Genomic DNA, 15,712 nt, shown 5'->3' with positions numbered 1-15,712 from the left:
CCCTCATACCGCAATGGATGGCAAAGGAAGACCGTTAAGTGATTGCGCACTGCTGGCCTGTTCCGCCATCAACCAATCCACAAACGTTTGAATCAACGCCCCACGCCGTTTGCGCTGGGGCAGGACCACGTAATAACCCAGCCTGGAAATCACCGTCTCGGCAATCGGCCGACACAACAAACCTTGCGCCAGCAAGTTATCCACAAGGTGCCGCCAGCCGATCGCAACGCCCTGGCCGCCAATCGCCGCTTGAATCAGCAAGGTGTAATTATCGAAGCGCAGTTGCCCCGGGGCGGGCGCCGACGTGATCCCCAGCTCGCGAAACACGCCGCTCCAGTCGAACCAGTTGCTGCTGTGTTCACCCCGCAGGTGCAGCAGCGGAAACTCCAGCAATGACTGAGCCGGCAGGGGCAGGGGACGGTCCTTCAAGAGCAGCGGGCTGCACACCGGAAACACTTCTTCACTGAACAACCAATGGCTCTCGCCTTGCTTGAACCGGCCATCGCCGAACAGCACCGCCACATCGATATCAGTGCGCAGCATGTTGTGGCTGCGCTCGCTGGTGACCAGGCTGACGTCCACCTGAGGGTTGGCGGTATGGAAGCGGTGCAGACGCGGCATCAGCCAGTACGCGGCGAAGGCGAAGTCGGTGGCCACCTGCAACACCTCGTGTTGCTGCTGTGCACTGATCGAGCTCAATCCTGCATCGATATTCTGTAAACCAAGCTGAACTTGCTCAAACAGAATCGCGCCAGCCTCGGTCAATTCGATACCGCGATAAATACGGTCGAACAACCGTGTAGCGAGCTGTTCTTCCAAGCGTTTGATCTGCTGACTGATGGCCGGTTGCGTGGTGCCGAGCTCCACTGCAGCGGCAGTGAAACTGCGCTGGCGGGCCGCGGCTTCAAAGGCACGCAGCAGGTCCAGAGACAAATCACCGAGGGCGTCATACATAAGCTGTGCTTATCCTAGTCATTGCCTGGCAGGGGCTTTACCACAAATTTTATGGGTTGCATGCTCGATCACAGCACTCTCGCATAAACATCCACTATGGAATGCCGCGATCACATGAAGCGCAAAAATATTCTTTTCATCATGGCCGATCAAATGGCCGCGCCAATGTTGCCGTTCTACGGCCCTTCGCCCATCAAACTGCCGAATCTGAGCCGCCTCGCCGCCCAAGGCGTGGTGTTCGACGCCGCGTACTGCAACAGCCCGCTCTGCGCACCGTCACGTTTCACCCTGGTCAGCGGTCAGTTGCCGAGCAAGATCGGCGCCTATGACAACGCGGCCGATTTCCCTGCCGACGTTCCGACTTATGCCCACTACCTGCGACGTCTCGGCTATCGCACCGCGCTGTCGGGCAAAATGCACTTCTGCGGCCCCGACCAGTTGCATGGCTATGAAGAACGCCTGACCAGCGACATCTACCCGGCCGACTACGGTTGGGCAGTGAACTGGGACGAGCCGGACGTGCGTCCGACCTGGTACCACAACATGTCGTCGGTGCTGCAAGCCGGGCCCTGCGTGCGCACCAATCAGCTGGATTTCGACGAAGAGGTGGTGTTCAAGGCCCGGCAATACCTGTTCGATCACATCCGCGAGGATGGCGATCAGCCGTTCTGCCTGACCGTGTCGATGACTCACCCACACGACCCGTACACGATTCCCAAGGCTTTCTGGGATCTGTACGACGACGCCGACATTCCTTTGCCGGAAACACCCGCACAGGATGAACTCGATCCTCACTCCCAGCGCCTGCTCAAAGTCTATGACCTGTGGGACAAGCCGCTGCCTGTGGATAAGATTCGCGACGCGCGCCGTGCCTATTTCGGTGCGTGCAGCTATATCGACAGCAACGTCGGCAAACTCCTGCAAACACTCGAGGAAACCGGGCTGATCGACGACACCATCATCGTATTCTCCGGTGACCACGGCGACATGCTCGGCGAGCGCGGGCTCTGGTACAAAATGCACTGGTACGAAATGGCCGCCCGTGTACCGCTACTGATCAGTGCGCCGGGGCAATTCGGCGCCGGCCGCGTCAGTGCTGCGGTATCCACCGCCGACCTGCTGCCGACCTTTGTGGAGTTGGCCGGCGGCTCATTGGAGCCGGGCCTGCCGCTGGACGGCCGCTCGCTGGTTTCGCATCTGCAAGGGCAGGGCGGTCACGACGAGGTGTTCGGCGAATACATGGCCGAAGGCACCATCAGCCCGTTGATGATGATTCGGCGCGGCGCCTACAAATTCATCTACAGCGAAGACGATCCTTGCCTGCTCTTCGACGTACACAACGACCCGCGTGAACAGGAAGAACTCAGCCATTCGCCGCTACATCGTCAGCTGTTCGAGGATTTTCTCGCCGAAGCACGGGCCAAATGGAATATCCCGGCGATCCACCAACAGGTGCTCGCCAGTCAGCGCCGCCGGCGTTTCGTCGCCGACGCCCTGACCATCGGCAAGCTGAAGAGCTGGGATCACCAGCCGCTGGTGGACGCCAGTCAGCAGTACATGCGCAACCACATCGACCTCGACGATCTGGAGCGTAAAGCCCGTTATCCACAACCCTGCCAAAACCAATAATGTTAAGGGGACGTCCATGCAAAAGTTATCCACAGTACTGACAGTCGGGCTTCTGGCTCTGGGCAGCGCCTCGGCCTACGCCGAGCAAAGCTGCGAAACGGTGAAAATGGCCGACCCTGGCTGGAGCGACATCGCCGCCACCAACGCCATCACCGGGTTTCTGCTGGACGGCATGGGCTACAAGGCCAAGGTCGACACGCTGGCGGTGCCGATCACCTTTGGCGGTCTGAAGGATGGCCAGGTGGACGTCTTCCTCGGCAACTGGATGCCGGCGCAGCAAGGCTTCTACGACAAGTTCGTGGCCAACGGCGACGTGACTCAACTGGCGAAGAACCTCGATGGCACCGAATTCACTCTGGCAGTCCCGGATTACGTTTGGGACGCGGGTGTGCATAACTTTAATGACCTGAACAAGTACGCCGAGCTACACCCAAAAGAAGTCGACAAGAAGATCTATGGCATCGGCTCCGGCGCCCCGGCGAACATTTCGCTGCAAGAGATCATCAAGAAGAACGACTTCGACATGGGTCAATGGAAACTGATCGAATCCAGCGAGCAGGCGATGCTGGCCGAAGTGTCCCGCGCGGTGAAGAAACAGAAGTTCGTGACCTTCCTCGGCTGGACACCACACCCGATGAACGTGCAGTTGAAAATGCATTATCTGAAGGGCGGCGAGAAGTACTTCGGTGATACCGGCAGCGTTTATACACTGACCCGCAAAGGTTATGCACAGGCCTGCCCGAACGTCGGCAAGCTGCTCGCCAACCTGAGTTTTACCCAGGAAATGGAGAACAGCATCATGGCCGAAGTGGTGAACAAAAAGGTCAGCAATGCCGACGCGGCCAAGGCGTGGATCAAGGCCAACCCGGTGGTGCTGGATAAATGGCTGGAGGGCGTGAAGACCGTGGACGGCAAGGATGCTCTGCCGGCGGTCAAAGCCAAGTTGTAGTTGATCGTTCCCACGCTCCGCGTGGGAATGCATCCCGTGACGCTCCGCGTCACATCCCGAAGCAGACGCAGAGCGTCCATGGCGGCATTCCCACGCAGAGCGTGGGAACGATCAGCGTCGGTCCTGTTACTCTTTCGAAAAATCCCGCCCGAGAGGACCCATGGCCTTCCCCAGCCGCCATTCACTCTTTCCCTTCCTGACCTGGTTGCCCCGGCAAACCCGCGCCAGCGTCGGTCGTGACCTGATCGTCGGCCTGAGCGGCGCGATTCTCGCGTTGCCACAATCGATTGCCTACGCCCTGATCGCCGGTCTCCCACCGGAATATGGCCTGTACGCCGCCATCATCCCGGTGCTGATTGCCTGTCTCTGGGGTTCGTCGTGGCATTTGATCTGCGGTCCTACGGCGGCCATTTCCATCGTCCTGTACGCCAGCGTCAGTCCTCTGGCCGTCCCTGCGTCGCAGGACTACGTCACGCTGATCCTGCTTCTGACCTTCCTTGCGGGCATTTTCCAGTGGCTGCTGGGGTTGCTGCGTTTCGGCGCCCTGGTGAATTTCGTCTCGCACTCGGTGGTGCTCGGCTTCACCCTCGGCGCGGCAGTGGTGATTGCCATCGGGCAGCTGCCGAACCTGCTGGGGCTGGATGTGCCCAACCAGGCCACGGCGCTGAACAGTTTGATGATGCTGCTCAACCATCTCGGCGAAGTGGACAAACCCTCGCTGCTGCTGGGCCTGGCAACGGTCGTGGTTGGCATCGTGCTGAAACTGCTGGTGCCACGCTGGCCGACGCTGTTGATCGCTCTGGCCCTGAGCGGTTTGCTGGTATGGCTGTGGCCGGCGATGTTCGGTCATGTGAAGCTGGTCAGCGCGTTTGTCGGGCGGCTGCCGCCTTTCAGCTCGCTGCCGCTGGATCTGGACCTGATATTGCGCCTGCTGCCCAGCGCGGTGGCGGTCGGCATGCTCGGGCTGGTGACGAGCCTGTCGATTGCCCGCTCCTTGTCGGCCCGCTCGCAGCAGTTGCTCGACGCTAATCAAGAAGTCCGTGCCCAGGGTTTCTCGAACATGGTCGGGGCGTTTTTTTCCGGTTCGCTGTCAGCCGGTTCCTTCACCCGCTCGGCCCTGAGCTATGACGCTGGTGCCTGCTCGCCACTGTCGGGCGTTTTTTCGGCGTTGTGGGTGGCGCTGTTCGCGATCTTCGGTGCGACGTTGATCGCGCACATCCCGATCCCGGCCATGGCCGGCAGCATTTTGCTGATCGCCTGGGGTCTGGTGGACCATCGCGGCATTCGCGCCTTGTTGCGAGTCAGCCGTGCCGAGTTTCTGGTCATGGCGCTGACCTGTGTCGCCACGCTGTTGCTGGAGTTGCAAACGGCGATCTACGCCGGGGTGCTGGCATCGTTGTTCTTCTACCTCAAACGCACCTCTCAGCCACGGGTGCAGCACTGGCGTGATGGCGACGAAGACATTCTGAGGGTCGGCGGTTCGATCTTTTTCGGCGCCAGCCATTACCTGCAAGTGCGCCTGCAACGGATGCACGGCGCGCGGGTGGTGATCGAGGCGCAGCAGATCAACTTCATCGACTATTCGGGTGTGGAAATGCTGCACCAGGAAGCGCGACGGCTGCTGCGCCAGGATCGCAGCCTGACCCTGCGCCGGGCACGGCCGCAGGTGGTGGAGGAATTGAGGAAGCTGGAAGGCGCGGAGAAATGCCCGATCCGCTTTGAGGATTGAAACATTGCCCCCTGTAGAAGCGAGCGGTGCGGCGATCCGACTTGCCCGCGAAGAACGATGACGCGGTATTTCTGAAAAACCGCGGCGTTACCTTCGCGGGCAAGCCTCACTCCTACAAGGGTTACAGCGCCAGTTGCCGGCGAAGTTCGGCCAGCACCGGCGCCGTATCCGGGCGCACACCGCGCCACAGATAGAAAGCTTCCGCCGCCTGCTCGGCCAACATACCCAAGCCATCCATCGACACAGCAGCCCCATGTTCACTGGCCCAGCGGCAGAACGAGGTCGGGTCCTTGCCGTACATCATGTCGTAGCACACCGTCTTGCCCGGTTCGATCAAACTGCCGGCAATCGGCGGTACATCGCCTGACAGACTGGCAGACGTGGCGTTGATGATCAGGTCCACCGGCTCGCGCAGCCAATCGAAACCGCTGGCCGACACCGGCCCCAGATCGGCAAACAATTGCGCCAGCAATTCGGCTTTTTCCACCGTGCGGTTGGCAATGATCACCGACGCCGGTTGCTCCGCCAGCAGCGGCTCCAGCGCGCCGCGCACCGCGCCACCGGCACCCAGCAGCAGGATGCGTTTGCCCGCGAGGCTGAATCCGGCGTTGACCGTCAGGTCCCGCACCAGCCCGGCGCCATCGGTGTTGTCGCCCAGCAGGCTGCCATCGGCCAGTTTGCTCAGGGTATTCACCGCGCCGGCCCGCTGCGCCCGCGGGGTCAAGCTGTTCGCCAGGCGATAGGCGTCTTCCTTGAATGGTACCGTCACATTCGCCCCACGGCCTTCGCGGAAAAATTCCAGCGCACAGCCGGAAAAATCGTCGAGGGGCGCCAGCAAGGTGCTGTAGTCCAGTTTCTGCCCGGTCTGCTCGGCGAACAGACGGTGGATCAGCGGCGACTTGCTGTGGCCGATCGGGTTACCGAATACGACATAACGGTCCATCAGAACTCCTCGTTCAGGCCTTGGCCAACCAATCGCGGTCTTGCAGGAAGTATTCGGTCAGGCGCGCTTCTTCACTGCCCGGCTCGGCCTTCCAGTCGTAGGCCCAGCGTACTTGCGGCGGCAGCGACATCAGAATCGACTCGGTACGCCCGCCCGATTGCAGGCCGAACAACGTGCCGCGGTCATAGACCAGGTTGAATTCGACGTAACGGCCACGGCGAAACTCCTGGAACTCACGCTGTTTGGCAGTGAACGCATCGTTTTTGCGGCGCTGCATGATCGGCAGGTACGCGTCGATATACGCGTCGCCGATGGCGCGCATGAAAGCGAAGCTGGTGTCGAAATCCCACTCGTTCAAATCATCGAAAAACAGGCCACCGATACCCCGTGGCTCGTGGCGATGCTTGATGTGGAAGTAACTGTCGCACCAGGCCTTGTAACGCGGGTAGACATCCGGACCGAACGGCGCGCAGGCCTGTTCGGCAACGCGGTGCCAGTGCACGCAGTCTTCTTCATTGCCGTAATAAGGGGTCAGGTCAAAGCCGCCACCGAACCACCAGACCGGCTCTTCACCTTCTTTTTCAGCGATGAAAAAGCGCACATTGGCGTGGGACGTCGGCACATGCGGGTTGTGCGGGTGAATCACCAAAGACACGCCCAGGGCTTCGAAGCCTCGACCGGCCAGTTCCGGCCGATGAGCACTGGCGGACGGCGGGAGACCGCTGCCAAACACGTGGGAAAAGTTGACGCCGCCCTTTTCGATGACTGCGCCGTTCTCGATCACCCGGGTGCGACCGCCACCGCCGGCGGGCCGGGTCCAGGCGTCTTCGACAAAATGCGCGCCGCCGTCTTCGGCTTCCAGGGCAGCGCAAATGCGGTCTTGCAGGTCGAGCAGGTAGGCTTTTACGGCCTCGGTGCGGGTAGTCATGGCATCACCTTGAATCGGGCAAAGCTACGCGGCGCTCCATCAGAGCGGGGGGCCGGCGCAAATGGGTCCGTAGCATAACATCGCAGACGAGCCTGCCGCAGTTGACGAAGATCAAGCTTGGGAGTTCGATAGGGCGCTTGGCGCTACAACTCTAGAAGCCAAGACCTAAGGAGAGAGCAGATGGCAAAGCGTATCCAGTTCCGCGCCCATGGCGGCCCCGAAGTGCTCGAATACGTGGATTACCAACCCGCCGAGCCCGGCCCGCAACAGGTACGCGTGACCAACAAGGCCATCGGCCTGAACTTCATCGACACCTATTACCGCAGTGGCCTTTATGCGCCGCCAGCCCTGCCATCGGGCCTGGGCGCCGAAGGCGCGGGCGTGGTCGACGCAGTCGGTAGCGAAGTCACCCGCTTCAAGGTTGGCGATCGCGTGGCTTACGGCAGCGGCCCGTTGGGCGCCTACAGCGACGTTCACGTATTACCGGAAGCCAATCTGGTGAAGCTGCCAGACGCCATCAGCTTCGAACAAGCCGCCGGCGTGATGCTCAAAGGCCTGACCGTGCAGTACTTGCTGCGTCAGACGTATGAACTCAAGGGCGGCGAAACCATTCTGTTTCACGCCGCGGCCGGCGGCGTCGGGTCTCTGGCCTGCCAATGGGCCAAGGCCTTGGGCGTGAAGCTGATCGGCACGGTCAGTTCAGCGGAAAAAGCCGCCCTGGCGAAAGCCAATGGTGCCTGGGCGACCATCGATTACAGCCATGAAAACGTCGCACAACGCGTGCTGGAATTGACTGACGGTAAAAAAGTCCCGGTGGTGTACGACGGTGTAGGCAAAGATACCTGGCTGACATCGCTCGACAGCGTTGCACCACGGGGGTTGGTGGTGAGCTTTGGTAACGCTTCAGGCGCAGTCGATGGGGTAAATTTGGGGATTCTCGCGGCCAAGGGTTCGCTGTACGTGACCCGGCCGACCCTGGCGACCTACGCCAACAATGCTGAAAACCTGCAACGCATGGCTGATGAACTGTTCGAGATGATCATCAGCGGCAAGCTGAAGGTGGACATCAGCCAGCGGTATCCACTGGCTGAAGCGGCGAAGGCGCAGACCGAGTTGTCGGCGCGGCGTACGACTGGCTCGACGATTCTGTTGCCTTGAGGGCCTGGATCGCCGCACCGCTCGCTCCTACAGACGGTGATATCTGGAGCGAGCGGTGCGGCGATCCGACTTGCCCGCGAAGAACGATGACGCGGTCTCAGTCCGGGCGCACCACATGCCCCGTCGCCAGATCACGAATCACGCTCGGATTCTTGCGCCCGCCCAGATTGCCACCGAGCACATAATCAACCTGCTCCCGGAAATACTGCTCCACGCGAATCCGCGTCCGTGCCGCTGGCCGGCCCTGAGGGTTGGCCGAGGTCGACACCAACGGGCCGACCAACGCACACAAGTCCCGCACCACAGGGTGATCGCTGACCCGCAACGCCACTGTTTCATGCACACCGGTAATCCACTGGGGCAACAGATTCTGATGCGGCACCAGCCAGGTGTTGGGCCCCGGCCAGGTGCTGGCCATGCGGTCCATCCACAACTCCGGGAAGTCTTCGAACAGGAAGTCGAACTGACGGATATTGTCGGCCACCAGAATCAGGCCCTTATCCACAGACCGGCCCTTGATCAGCAGCAGCCGATCCACCGCCTCTTCGTTCCACGGGTCGCAACCCAGGCCCCAGACAGCTTCGGTTGGGTAGGCAATGACCGCCCCGGCGCGAATTTCTCGTGCGGCTTGTTGCACACGCCAACTGTTAACCATGAAAAACTCTCCGGAATAAGGCTCTGCGCAGTTTACCGATCTTCCTTATAAAACCTAGTTTACCCGCGCAAACCATCGGCCGCTCTCACAGACCGCCCGGCCGTCCATCTCCAGTTCCGTCAGCGCTGCCAGCACTTTCGACAAGGCCCAGCCGCTGGTGACCGACAAGGCTTCACTGGTATGGGGCGCCGCGTGGAGCAATATGAGCAGTGGATGCGTCACCGTCGTTTGCGGCGTTTCTGTGGATAACGGCAGCCGTTGCCAGCCGCGCAAAGCTTCGAGGATGTGTTCGATGGTTTCCACCAGCACCGCGCCGTCGCGGATCAGTTGATGACAGCCCTTTGCGCCAGGGTGGTGGATCGACCCTGGAATCGCATACACCTCACGCCCCTGTTCCGCCGCCAGCCTCGCGGTGATCAATGAACCGCTGGCGACACTTGCCTCGACCACCAGCACGCCAAGGGACAAACCGCTGATGATTCGATTGCGCCGGGGGAAGTTGCTGGGGGAAGGGCCGGCGTCCAGCGGGAACTCCGAAAGGACCGCGCTCCCCGAGGCGATCATGGCGTCCGCCAGTCGTCGATTGCGCTGTGGATAAAAATTTTCCAGCCCCGTGCCAAGCACCCCGACCGTTTGCCCGCCAACGTCCAGAGCCGCCTGATGCGCGGCGGCATCGATGCCCAGGGCCAGACCGCTGGTGATGACAAAACCGGCGCCGGCCAGACTGCGGGAAAACGCGGTGGCGGTGTCCATGCCTGGTCGTGACGCGCGACGGCTGCCGACCATCGCCAACTGCGGTTTTTCCAGAATACCCGGATCGCCCGCGACGAATAACAACGGTGGCGCATCGCTGATTTGCGCCAGCAGCGCGGGGTAGTCAGGTTGGTCCCACATCAGTAAATGCTGGCCCGGGCGCTCTAGCCAAGCCAATGCGTAGCTGGCGCCATCACGAATTTCACTACAGCGCCGGGCCTGCGCGCAAGCGAGGGGCAAGCCCAACGAGCGCCAGGCGCTGGCTGGTGCGCTGATGGCTTTGGAGGCAGAGCCGAAGGCTTCAAGCAACTTCTTGAAACGTGCCGGGCCGAGCTCGGGCAAAAGGTGCAGGCGTAAACGGGCTTCCAGTTCCGCAGGGGAAACGGACGTACAGGCAGACAGCGACATGGATCATCCTTGATCGTTATAAAGTCCCGTCGAATCGGGAATAAGCTGTGGATAACTCTGTTGGTAACTTGTGGAGCGTGTTTAAGGATTTCGCACCTTGTCCATCACCGCCAGGGAGCGCGATGCGTTTAGCACCAGCCCGTAGCTCAGCTTGTCGTAGGTGCGGAAAACCATCAGCAGGCCGGCCCGTTCGTCGGGGATTTTCAAGGGCTGACCGGTGATCCGGTCACGCACGGTTTCACCGGTTTTCATCACCACCAGCACATTGCCTTCGGCCAGGCCATCGCGCTGCCCTTTGTTCAGCGTGACGACATCCAGCGCGCCAATCTGGGTGACCCCACGCGGTACATCGATGATCAGGCCATTGATCTCGGTGGTGGGCGCACTGGGCATGAAGGTCGAATTGATCGAGCGTTCTTCGCCGCTGAACAACCGGTCGCCGAGTCGCACCTCCTGAGTGGTGCGTTGCAGGGCCAGGGTGGCGACGTCGCCTTCAGTGGCAATGACCTCGCCGCCGCCGATGTCGTCGGCGTTGATCCCCAGAAACTCCTTGCTCTGCGGATCGATGTAGACCTTGCCCTGACGAAAGATGCCGTACACCGGTTGTGCCGGGTCGAAATGGCCGCGCGCGAATATTCGATCGCCGGTGCCGCTGAGCACCCGTTCGGCATCGCCGGCAACGATGTAGGGCGCCTTGTCGAAATCCTCGACCTTGTCGACGATGCGATTGCTCAACAGAAAGCTATTGATCGATTTCAGCGGAATACTCGGGATGGCGTCGGCCACCGGCGAACTGCGGACTCGTGGCGACAGCTTGATGGTGCCCCGGGAAGCGCCGCGATTGAGGGTCAGGCGTGGCTGACCATTGACGTAGACCAGCGACAGCGTATCGCCGGGATAGATGAGATTGGGGTTTTCGATCTGTGGATTGGCCTGCCAAAGCTGCGGCCACTGCCACGGCTCACGCAGGTATTTGGCGGAAATGTCCCAGAGTGTATCCCCTGCCACCACGGTGTATTGCTGTGGAAAACCTTCCCTGAGTTGCACTTGCCCGTGCGCAAAACCGGCCGAGGCCAGAAGGAGCAAGGCGAGTAGTGATTTCCTCATGCGGTGAATCCCTTTATTATGTACGTTCGCGTGAAACGCCAGAGCCCTCGTGGCTCGCCTCCGGCTCATTATTGAAAAGCCGGAAGCTACGTTCACAACGGTAGCCTGCATCTTCGGACTCGCCAGGCCATCGACCCGACTTTACCTCACACGTGCAGCAATTAAGCTTATGGCCATTTTAGACATCCTCGAATTCCCCGATTCGCGCCTGCGCACTATCGCCAAACCAGTGGCCGTAGTGGACGACGAAGTGCGTCAGTTGGTCGATGATATGTTTGAAACAATGTATGAAGCGCCAGGCATCGGCCTCGCCGCTACCCAGGTCAACGTGCACAAACGTATCGTCGTGATGGACCTCTCCGAAGACCGCAGCGAACCGCGGGTGTTCATCAACCCCGAGTTCGAAACCCTGACCGACGAGATGGGCCAGTACCAGGAAGGCTGCCTCTCGGTGCCGGGCTTCTACGAAAACGTCGATCGCCCGCAAAAGGTCAAGATCAAGGCCCTGGACCGCGACGGCCAGCCTTACGAACTGATTGCCGAAGGCCTGCTCGCCGTGTGCATTCAGCATGAATGCGACCACCTCAACGGCAAGTTGTTCGTCGATTACCTGTCCACGCTCAAACGCGACCGGATCAAGAAGAAACTGGAAAAGCTCCACCGCCAGAACGCTTGATGCCCTTCTTTCAAAGGCTTGCCGCGGCAAGCCTTTTTCTTTTCAAGATGCTTTGCAATTGAGAGCTTCCATGACTGAGCCACTGCGCATTGTCTTTGCCGGCACCCCGGAATTCGCCGCCGAACACCTCAAGGCCCTGCTGGGCAGTCCTTACGAGATCGTTGCGGTCTACACCCAACCGGACCGTCCGGCCGGTCGTGGGCAGAAGCTGATGCCGAGCCCGGTCAAGCAATTGGCTGTGGAGCACAACATTCAGGTGTTGCAACCGCCAACCCTGCGCAACGAAGACGCTCAGGCAGAACTGGCCGCGCTGAAGCCGGATTTGATGGTGGTGGTCGCCTACGGCCTGATCCTGCCGCAAGTAGTGCTGGATATTCCGCGCCTGGGTTGCATCAACAGCCACGCCTCCTTGTTGCCACGCTGGCGCGGTGCGGCGCCGATCCAGCGTGCCGTTGAAGCGGGCGACAGTGAAAGTGGCGTGACCGTGATGCGCATGGAAGCCGGCCTCGATACCGGGCCGATGCTGCTCAAGGTCACCACGCCGATCAGCGCCGAAGACACCGGCGGCAGCCTCCACGATCGCCTCGCAGAGATGGGCCCACCGGCCGTGATTCAGGCGATTGCCGGCCTGGCTGCGGGCACTCTCCAAGGCGAAGTGCAGGACGACAGCCTCGCCACCTATGCCCACAAATTGAACAAGGACGAAGCGCGCATCGACTGGAACCGCCCGGCGGTTGAACTGGAGCGTCTGGTTCGCGCCTTCAATCCATGGCCGATCTGCCACAGCACGCTGAACGGCGAAGCGCTGAAAGTGCTGGCTTCAAGCCTGGCCGAAGGGCAGGGAGCGCCGGGAGAAATCCTCAGCGCCAGCAAGGACGGCTTGATCGTCGCCTGCGGTGAACAGGCGCTGTGCCTGACCCGTCTGCAATTGCCTGGCGGCAAAGCACTGAACTTCAGCGACTTGTTCAACAGCCGTCGTGAGAAATTCGCCGTCGGCACCGTCCTCGGTCAAACGGCAGACGCTCAATGAACCCACGTCTGGCCGCCGCCAAGGCACTTGCTGCAGTTCTTAACGGAAAAGCCTCACTCAACAGTTCTCTGCCGACACAAATGGACAAGGTCGAAGACCGCGATCGCGGCTTCACTCAAGACCTCGCATTCGGCACGGCCCGCTGGCAGCCGCGTTTGTCGGCGCTGGCGGCCAAATTGCTGCAAAAGCCATTCAAGGCCGCTGATGCCGATGTCGAGGCGCTGTTGCTGGTCGGTCTCTATCAACTGCTCTACACCCGCGTCCCGGCCCACGCCGCCATCGGCGAAACCGTCGGTTGCGCCGACAAACTGAAAAAGCCGTGGGCCAAAGCCTTGCTCAACGCCGTGCTACGCCGCGCCCAACGGGAAAGCGAAGCGTTGCTGGCCGAGCTGGAACGCGACCCGGTGGTGCGCACCGCCCACCCGCGCTGGCTGCAAAAATCCCTCAAAGCCTTCTGGCCCGAGCAGTGGGAAGCCATTTGCGCGGCAAACAACGCGCACCCGCCGATGATTCTGCGGGTCAACCGTCGTCATCACACTCGCGACGCTTACCTTGGCTTGCTGAGTGACGCTGGCGTGGCCGCCAAGCCCTGCATTTATAGTCGCGACGGCATCATTCTCGACGCCGCCGCCGACGTACGCAGCCTGCCTGGGTTCGCTGAAGGCTGGATCAGCGTGCAGGACGAAGCCGCTCAATTGGCCGCCGATCTGCTGGACCTGGCGCCAGGCCAACGGGTGCTGGATGCCTGCTGCGCACCGGGCGGCAAGACCTGCCACATCCTTGAGGCCGAGCCCAAACTGGCCGGCGTGGTGGCCGTGGATCTGGAAGCCAAGCGTCTGGTGCGGGTGCGGGAAAACCTCGCACGCCTGGGCCTGAGCGCCGAACTGATCGCCGCCGACGCCCGCGACACCGCCACCTGGTGGGATGGCAAACCGTTCCAGCGCATTCTGTTGGACGCGCCCTGCTCGGCCACCGGGGTGATCCGCCGTCACCCGGACATCAAACTGACCCGCCAACCCGACGACATCGCCGCACTGGCGGTGCTTCAGGGCGAACTGCTCGACGCCATGTGGATAACTCTGGAAGTGGGCGGCATTCTGCTTTACGCCACCTGTTCCACGCTGCCGACCGAAAACACTGAAGTCATCGAAGCGTTCCTCGCCCGCACGCCGGGCGCCCGTGAACTGGACCTCGCCACAACGGCCGGCATCAAGCAGCCCCATGGTCGCCAGTTGCTGGCCCAGGAAGGCGGCCACGACGGGTTCTACTACGCCAAGCTGATCAAGATTGCCGCCGCGCGCGGTTAACCGGGTTAAGGGAGTGACTGGATGAAGATCATCATCCTCGGCGCAGGGCAGGTCGGCGGTTCGCTGGCAGAACACTTGGCCAGCGAGGCCAACGACATCACCGTGGTTGACACCGATGGCGAACGCTTGCGCGACCTCGGTGATCGGCTGGACATCCGCACCGTGCAGGGTCGCGGTTCGCTGCCAACCGTACTGCGGCAGGCCGGTGCCGACGACGCCGACATGCTGGTGGCCGTGACCAACAGTGACGAAACCAACATGGTCGCCTGTCAGGTCGCTCACACCCTGTTTCACACCCCCACCAAGATCGCCCGGGTCCGCGAAGCCGCGTACCTGACCCGTACCGAACTGTTCGATAACGAAGCGATTCCGGTCGACGTGCTGATCAGTCCGGAGCAAGTCGTTACCAACTACATCAAACGTTTGATCCAGCATCCGGGCGCATTGCAGGTGATCGACTTCGCCGAAGGTAAAGCGCAACTGGTGGCGGTCAAGGCGTACTACGGCGGACCGCTGGTGGGCCAGCAACTGCGCCAGTTACGCGAACACATGCCGAATGTCGAAACCCGCGTCGCAGCGATTTTCCGTCGTGACCGGCCGATCCTGCCCCAGGGCGATACGGTGATCGAGGCCGACGACGAAGTGTTTTTCATCGCCGCCAAAGCGAATATTCGCGCGGTGATGAGCGAAATGCGCCGCCTCGATGAAAGCTACAAACGCATCGTCATCGCCGGTGGCGGGCAGATCGGTGAGCGCCTGGCCGAGGCCATCGAAAGCCGTTACCAGGTGAAGATCATCGAGATGAATCCGGCCCGCTGCCGCTACCTCTCGGATAATCTCGACAGCACTGTGGTGTTGCAGGGCAGTGCTTCGGACCGGGATCTGCTGCTGGAAGAAAACATCGCCGACGCCGATATTTTCCTCGCCCTGACCAACGACGACGAAGCCAACATCATGTCTTCGCTGCTGGCCAAGCGCCTGGGTGCGAAGAAAGTGATGACGATCATCAACAACCCGGCCTACGTCGACCTGATCCAGGGTGGCGACATCGACATCGCCATCAGCCCGCAACTGGCGACCATTGGCACTTTGCTGGCCCACGTTCGCCGCGGCGATATCGTCAGCGTGCACTCATTGCGCCGGGGCGCGGCGGAAGCCATCGAGGCGATTGCCCACGGCGATGCGAAGTCGAGCAAGGTGATCGGCAAGGCCATCGAAAACATCGGCCTGCCGCCGGGCACCACCATCGGCGCGATCATCCGCGACGAAGAAGTGATCATCGCCCACGACGACACGGTGATCGAAACCGGCGACCATGTGATTCTGTTCCTTGTGGACAAGAAGCATATTCGGGATGTGGAGAAGCTGTTTCATGTGGGGTTGAGCTTCTTCTAACTGATCGTTCCCACGCTCTGCGTGGGAATGCCTCAACGGACGCTCCGCGTTCGGCTTTGAATGGGACGCAGAGCGTCCCGGGCTGCATTCC

The 15,712-nt window shown here is 61.1% G+C and carries 14 protein-coding genes; 8 read left to right on the top strand and 6 right to left on the bottom strand.

Translation table 11 applies throughout. The annotated features are described in order from the left end of the window. Window positions 1-3 precede the first annotated feature (3 nt). Entirely contained in the window at window positions 4-954 is a 951-nt protein-coding gene (locus PMI21_RS02645; RefSeq protein ID WP_007941521.1) for a choline sulfate utilization transcriptional regulator, read from the bottom strand. Between the two features lie 114 nt (window positions 955-1,068). On the opposite strand from PMI21_RS02645, the gene betC reads away from it, so the two are divergent. The 3 genes from betC to PMI21_RS02660 all read left to right on the top strand — a co-directional run bounded on the left by betC (window position 1,069) and on the right by PMI21_RS02660 (window position 5,261). Next, the gene (betC, locus tag PMI21_RS02650) at window positions 1,069-2,583 is read left to right on the top strand and encodes a choline-sulfatase (RefSeq protein ID WP_007941517.1); all 1,515 of its coding nucleotides are present in this window, start codon (window positions 1,069-1,071) and stop codon (window positions 2,581-2,583) included. A gap of 16 nt (window positions 2,584-2,599) precedes the next feature. Further along, the gene (gene choX, locus PMI21_RS02655) at window positions 2,600-3,532 is read left to right on the top strand and encodes a choline ABC transporter substrate-binding protein (RefSeq protein WP_007941516.1); all 933 of its coding nucleotides are present in this window, start codon (window positions 2,600-2,602) and stop codon (window positions 3,530-3,532) included. A gap of 160 nt (window positions 3,533-3,692) precedes the next feature. After that, on the top strand, window positions 3,693-5,261 hold the full coding sequence (locus PMI21_RS02660; RefSeq protein WP_007941515.1) for a SulP family inorganic anion transporter: 1,569 nt from the start codon (window positions 3,693-3,695) through the stop codon (window positions 5,259-5,261). 121 nt (window positions 5,262-5,382) lie between these two features. Here PMI21_RS02660 and aroE read toward each other — a convergent pair whose 3' ends face one another. Both aroE and hemF read right to left on the bottom strand, forming a co-directional pair. Then, window positions 5,383-6,204 (bottom strand): shikimate dehydrogenase, encoded by an 822-nt coding sequence (gene aroE / locus PMI21_RS02665; protein ID WP_007941514.1) that lies wholly within the window; start codon window positions 6,202-6,204, stop codon window positions 5,383-5,385. 13 nt (window positions 6,205-6,217) lie between these two features. Continuing rightward, on the bottom strand, window positions 6,218-7,132 hold the full coding sequence (gene hemF / locus PMI21_RS02670; RefSeq protein ID WP_007941513.1) for an oxygen-dependent coproporphyrinogen oxidase: 915 nt from the start codon (window positions 7,130-7,132) through the stop codon (window positions 6,218-6,220). A gap of 180 nt (window positions 7,133-7,312) precedes the next feature. On the opposite strand from hemF, the gene PMI21_RS02675 reads away from it, so the two are divergent. Continuing rightward, window positions 7,313-8,290, top strand: coding sequence for an NADPH:quinone reductase (locus PMI21_RS02675; protein WP_007941511.1), 978 nt, complete (start codon window positions 7,313-7,315; stop codon window positions 8,288-8,290). 97 nt (window positions 8,291-8,387) lie between these two features. Here PMI21_RS02675 and PMI21_RS02680 read toward each other — a convergent pair whose 3' ends face one another. From PMI21_RS02680 to PMI21_RS02690, 3 genes are all read right to left on the bottom strand, one after another. Beyond that, window positions 8,388-8,945 (bottom strand): L-threonylcarbamoyladenylate synthase, encoded by a 558-nt coding sequence (locus PMI21_RS02680; RefSeq protein WP_007941510.1) that lies wholly within the window; start codon window positions 8,943-8,945, stop codon window positions 8,388-8,390. 54 nt (window positions 8,946-8,999) lie between these two features. Further along, window positions 9,000-10,106, bottom strand: a complete 1,107-nt coding sequence (gene dprA / locus PMI21_RS02685; protein ID WP_007941509.1) for a DNA-processing protein DprA — start codon at window positions 10,104-10,106, stop codon at window positions 9,000-9,002. Window positions 10,107-10,187: 81 nt separating this feature from the next. After that, the gene (locus PMI21_RS02690) at window positions 10,188-11,213 is read right to left on the bottom strand and encodes a LysM peptidoglycan-binding domain-containing protein (RefSeq protein WP_007941508.1); all 1,026 of its coding nucleotides are present in this window, start codon (window positions 11,211-11,213) and stop codon (window positions 10,188-10,190) included. 169 nt (window positions 11,214-11,382) lie between these two features. On the opposite strand from PMI21_RS02690, the gene def reads away from it, so the two are divergent. From def to trkA, 4 genes are all read left to right on the top strand, one after another. Then, the gene (gene def / locus PMI21_RS02695) at window positions 11,383-11,889 is read left to right on the top strand and encodes a peptide deformylase (RefSeq protein WP_007941507.1); all 507 of its coding nucleotides are present in this window, start codon (window positions 11,383-11,385) and stop codon (window positions 11,887-11,889) included. Window positions 11,890-11,959: 70 nt separating this feature from the next. Further along, window positions 11,960-12,919 carry a methionyl-tRNA formyltransferase gene (gene fmt, locus PMI21_RS02700; RefSeq protein WP_007941506.1) on the top strand — a complete coding sequence of 320 codons (960 nt, stop codon included), beginning with the start codon at window positions 11,960-11,962 and terminating at the stop codon, window positions 12,917-12,919. Beyond that, a complete protein-coding gene (rsmB, locus tag PMI21_RS02705; RefSeq protein ID WP_007941505.1) occupies window positions 12,916-14,226 on the top strand; it encodes a 16S rRNA (cytosine(967)-C(5))-methyltransferase RsmB in 1,311 nt (436 codons plus the stop codon). The genes fmt and rsmB overlap by 4 nt, the downstream gene beginning before the upstream one ends. A gap of 21 nt (window positions 14,227-14,247) precedes the next feature. Further along, the gene (gene trkA / locus PMI21_RS02710) at window positions 14,248-15,621 is read left to right on the top strand and encodes a Trk system potassium transporter TrkA (RefSeq protein ID WP_007941504.1); all 1,374 of its coding nucleotides are present in this window, start codon (window positions 14,248-14,250) and stop codon (window positions 15,619-15,621) included. The last annotated feature ends 91 nt before the right edge of the window (window positions 15,622-15,712 follow it).

It is taken from the genome of Pseudomonas sp. GM18 (assembly GCF_000282195.1).
GTDB lineage: Bacteria > Pseudomonadota > Gammaproteobacteria > Pseudomonadales > Pseudomonadaceae > Aquipseudomonas.
Note: the sequence above shows the minus strand (reverse complement) of the source record. Positions and strands in the feature narration are given on the sequence as shown.

Bases quoted from the DNA above. Each gene is read 5' to 3' on its own strand.
- PMI21_RS02645 (WP_007941521.1), bottom strand. From the start codon at position 954: ATGTATGACGCCCTCGGTGATTTGTCTCTGGACCTGCTGCGTGCCTTT.
- betC (WP_007941517.1), top strand. From the start codon at position 1,069: ATGAAGCGCAAAAATATTCTTTTCATCATGGCCGATCAAATGGCCGCG.
- choX (WP_007941516.1), top strand. From the start codon at position 2,600: ATGCAAAAGTTATCCACAGTACTGACAGTCGGGCTTCTGGCTCTGGGC.
- PMI21_RS02660 (WP_007941515.1), top strand. From the start codon at position 3,693: ATGGCCTTCCCCAGCCGCCATTCACTCTTTCCCTTCCTGACCTGGTTG.
- aroE (WP_007941514.1), bottom strand. From the start codon at position 6,204: ATGGACCGTTATGTCGTATTCGGTAACCCGATCGGCCACAGCAAGTCG.
- hemF (WP_007941513.1), bottom strand. From the start codon at position 7,132: ATGACTACCCGCACCGAGGCCGTAAAAGCCTACCTGCTCGACCTGCAA.
- PMI21_RS02675 (WP_007941511.1), top strand. From the start codon at position 7,313: ATGGCAAAGCGTATCCAGTTCCGCGCCCATGGCGGCCCCGAAGTGCTC.
- PMI21_RS02680 (WP_007941510.1), bottom strand. From the start codon at position 8,945: ATGGTTAACAGTTGGCGTGTGCAACAAGCCGCACGAGAAATTCGCGCC.
- dprA (WP_007941509.1), bottom strand. From the start codon at position 10,106: ATGTCGCTGTCTGCCTGTACGTCCGTTTCCCCTGCGGAACTGGAAGCC.
- PMI21_RS02690 (WP_007941508.1), bottom strand. From the start codon at position 11,213: ATGAGGAAATCACTACTCGCCTTGCTCCTTCTGGCCTCGGCCGGTTTT.
- def (WP_007941507.1), top strand. From the start codon at position 11,383: ATGGCCATTTTAGACATCCTCGAATTCCCCGATTCGCGCCTGCGCACT.
- fmt (WP_007941506.1), top strand. From the start codon at position 11,960: ATGACTGAGCCACTGCGCATTGTCTTTGCCGGCACCCCGGAATTCGCC.
- rsmB (WP_007941505.1), top strand. From the start codon at position 12,916: ATGAACCCACGTCTGGCCGCCGCCAAGGCACTTGCTGCAGTTCTTAAC.
- trkA (WP_007941504.1), top strand. From the start codon at position 14,248: ATGAAGATCATCATCCTCGGCGCAGGGCAGGTCGGCGGTTCGCTGGCA.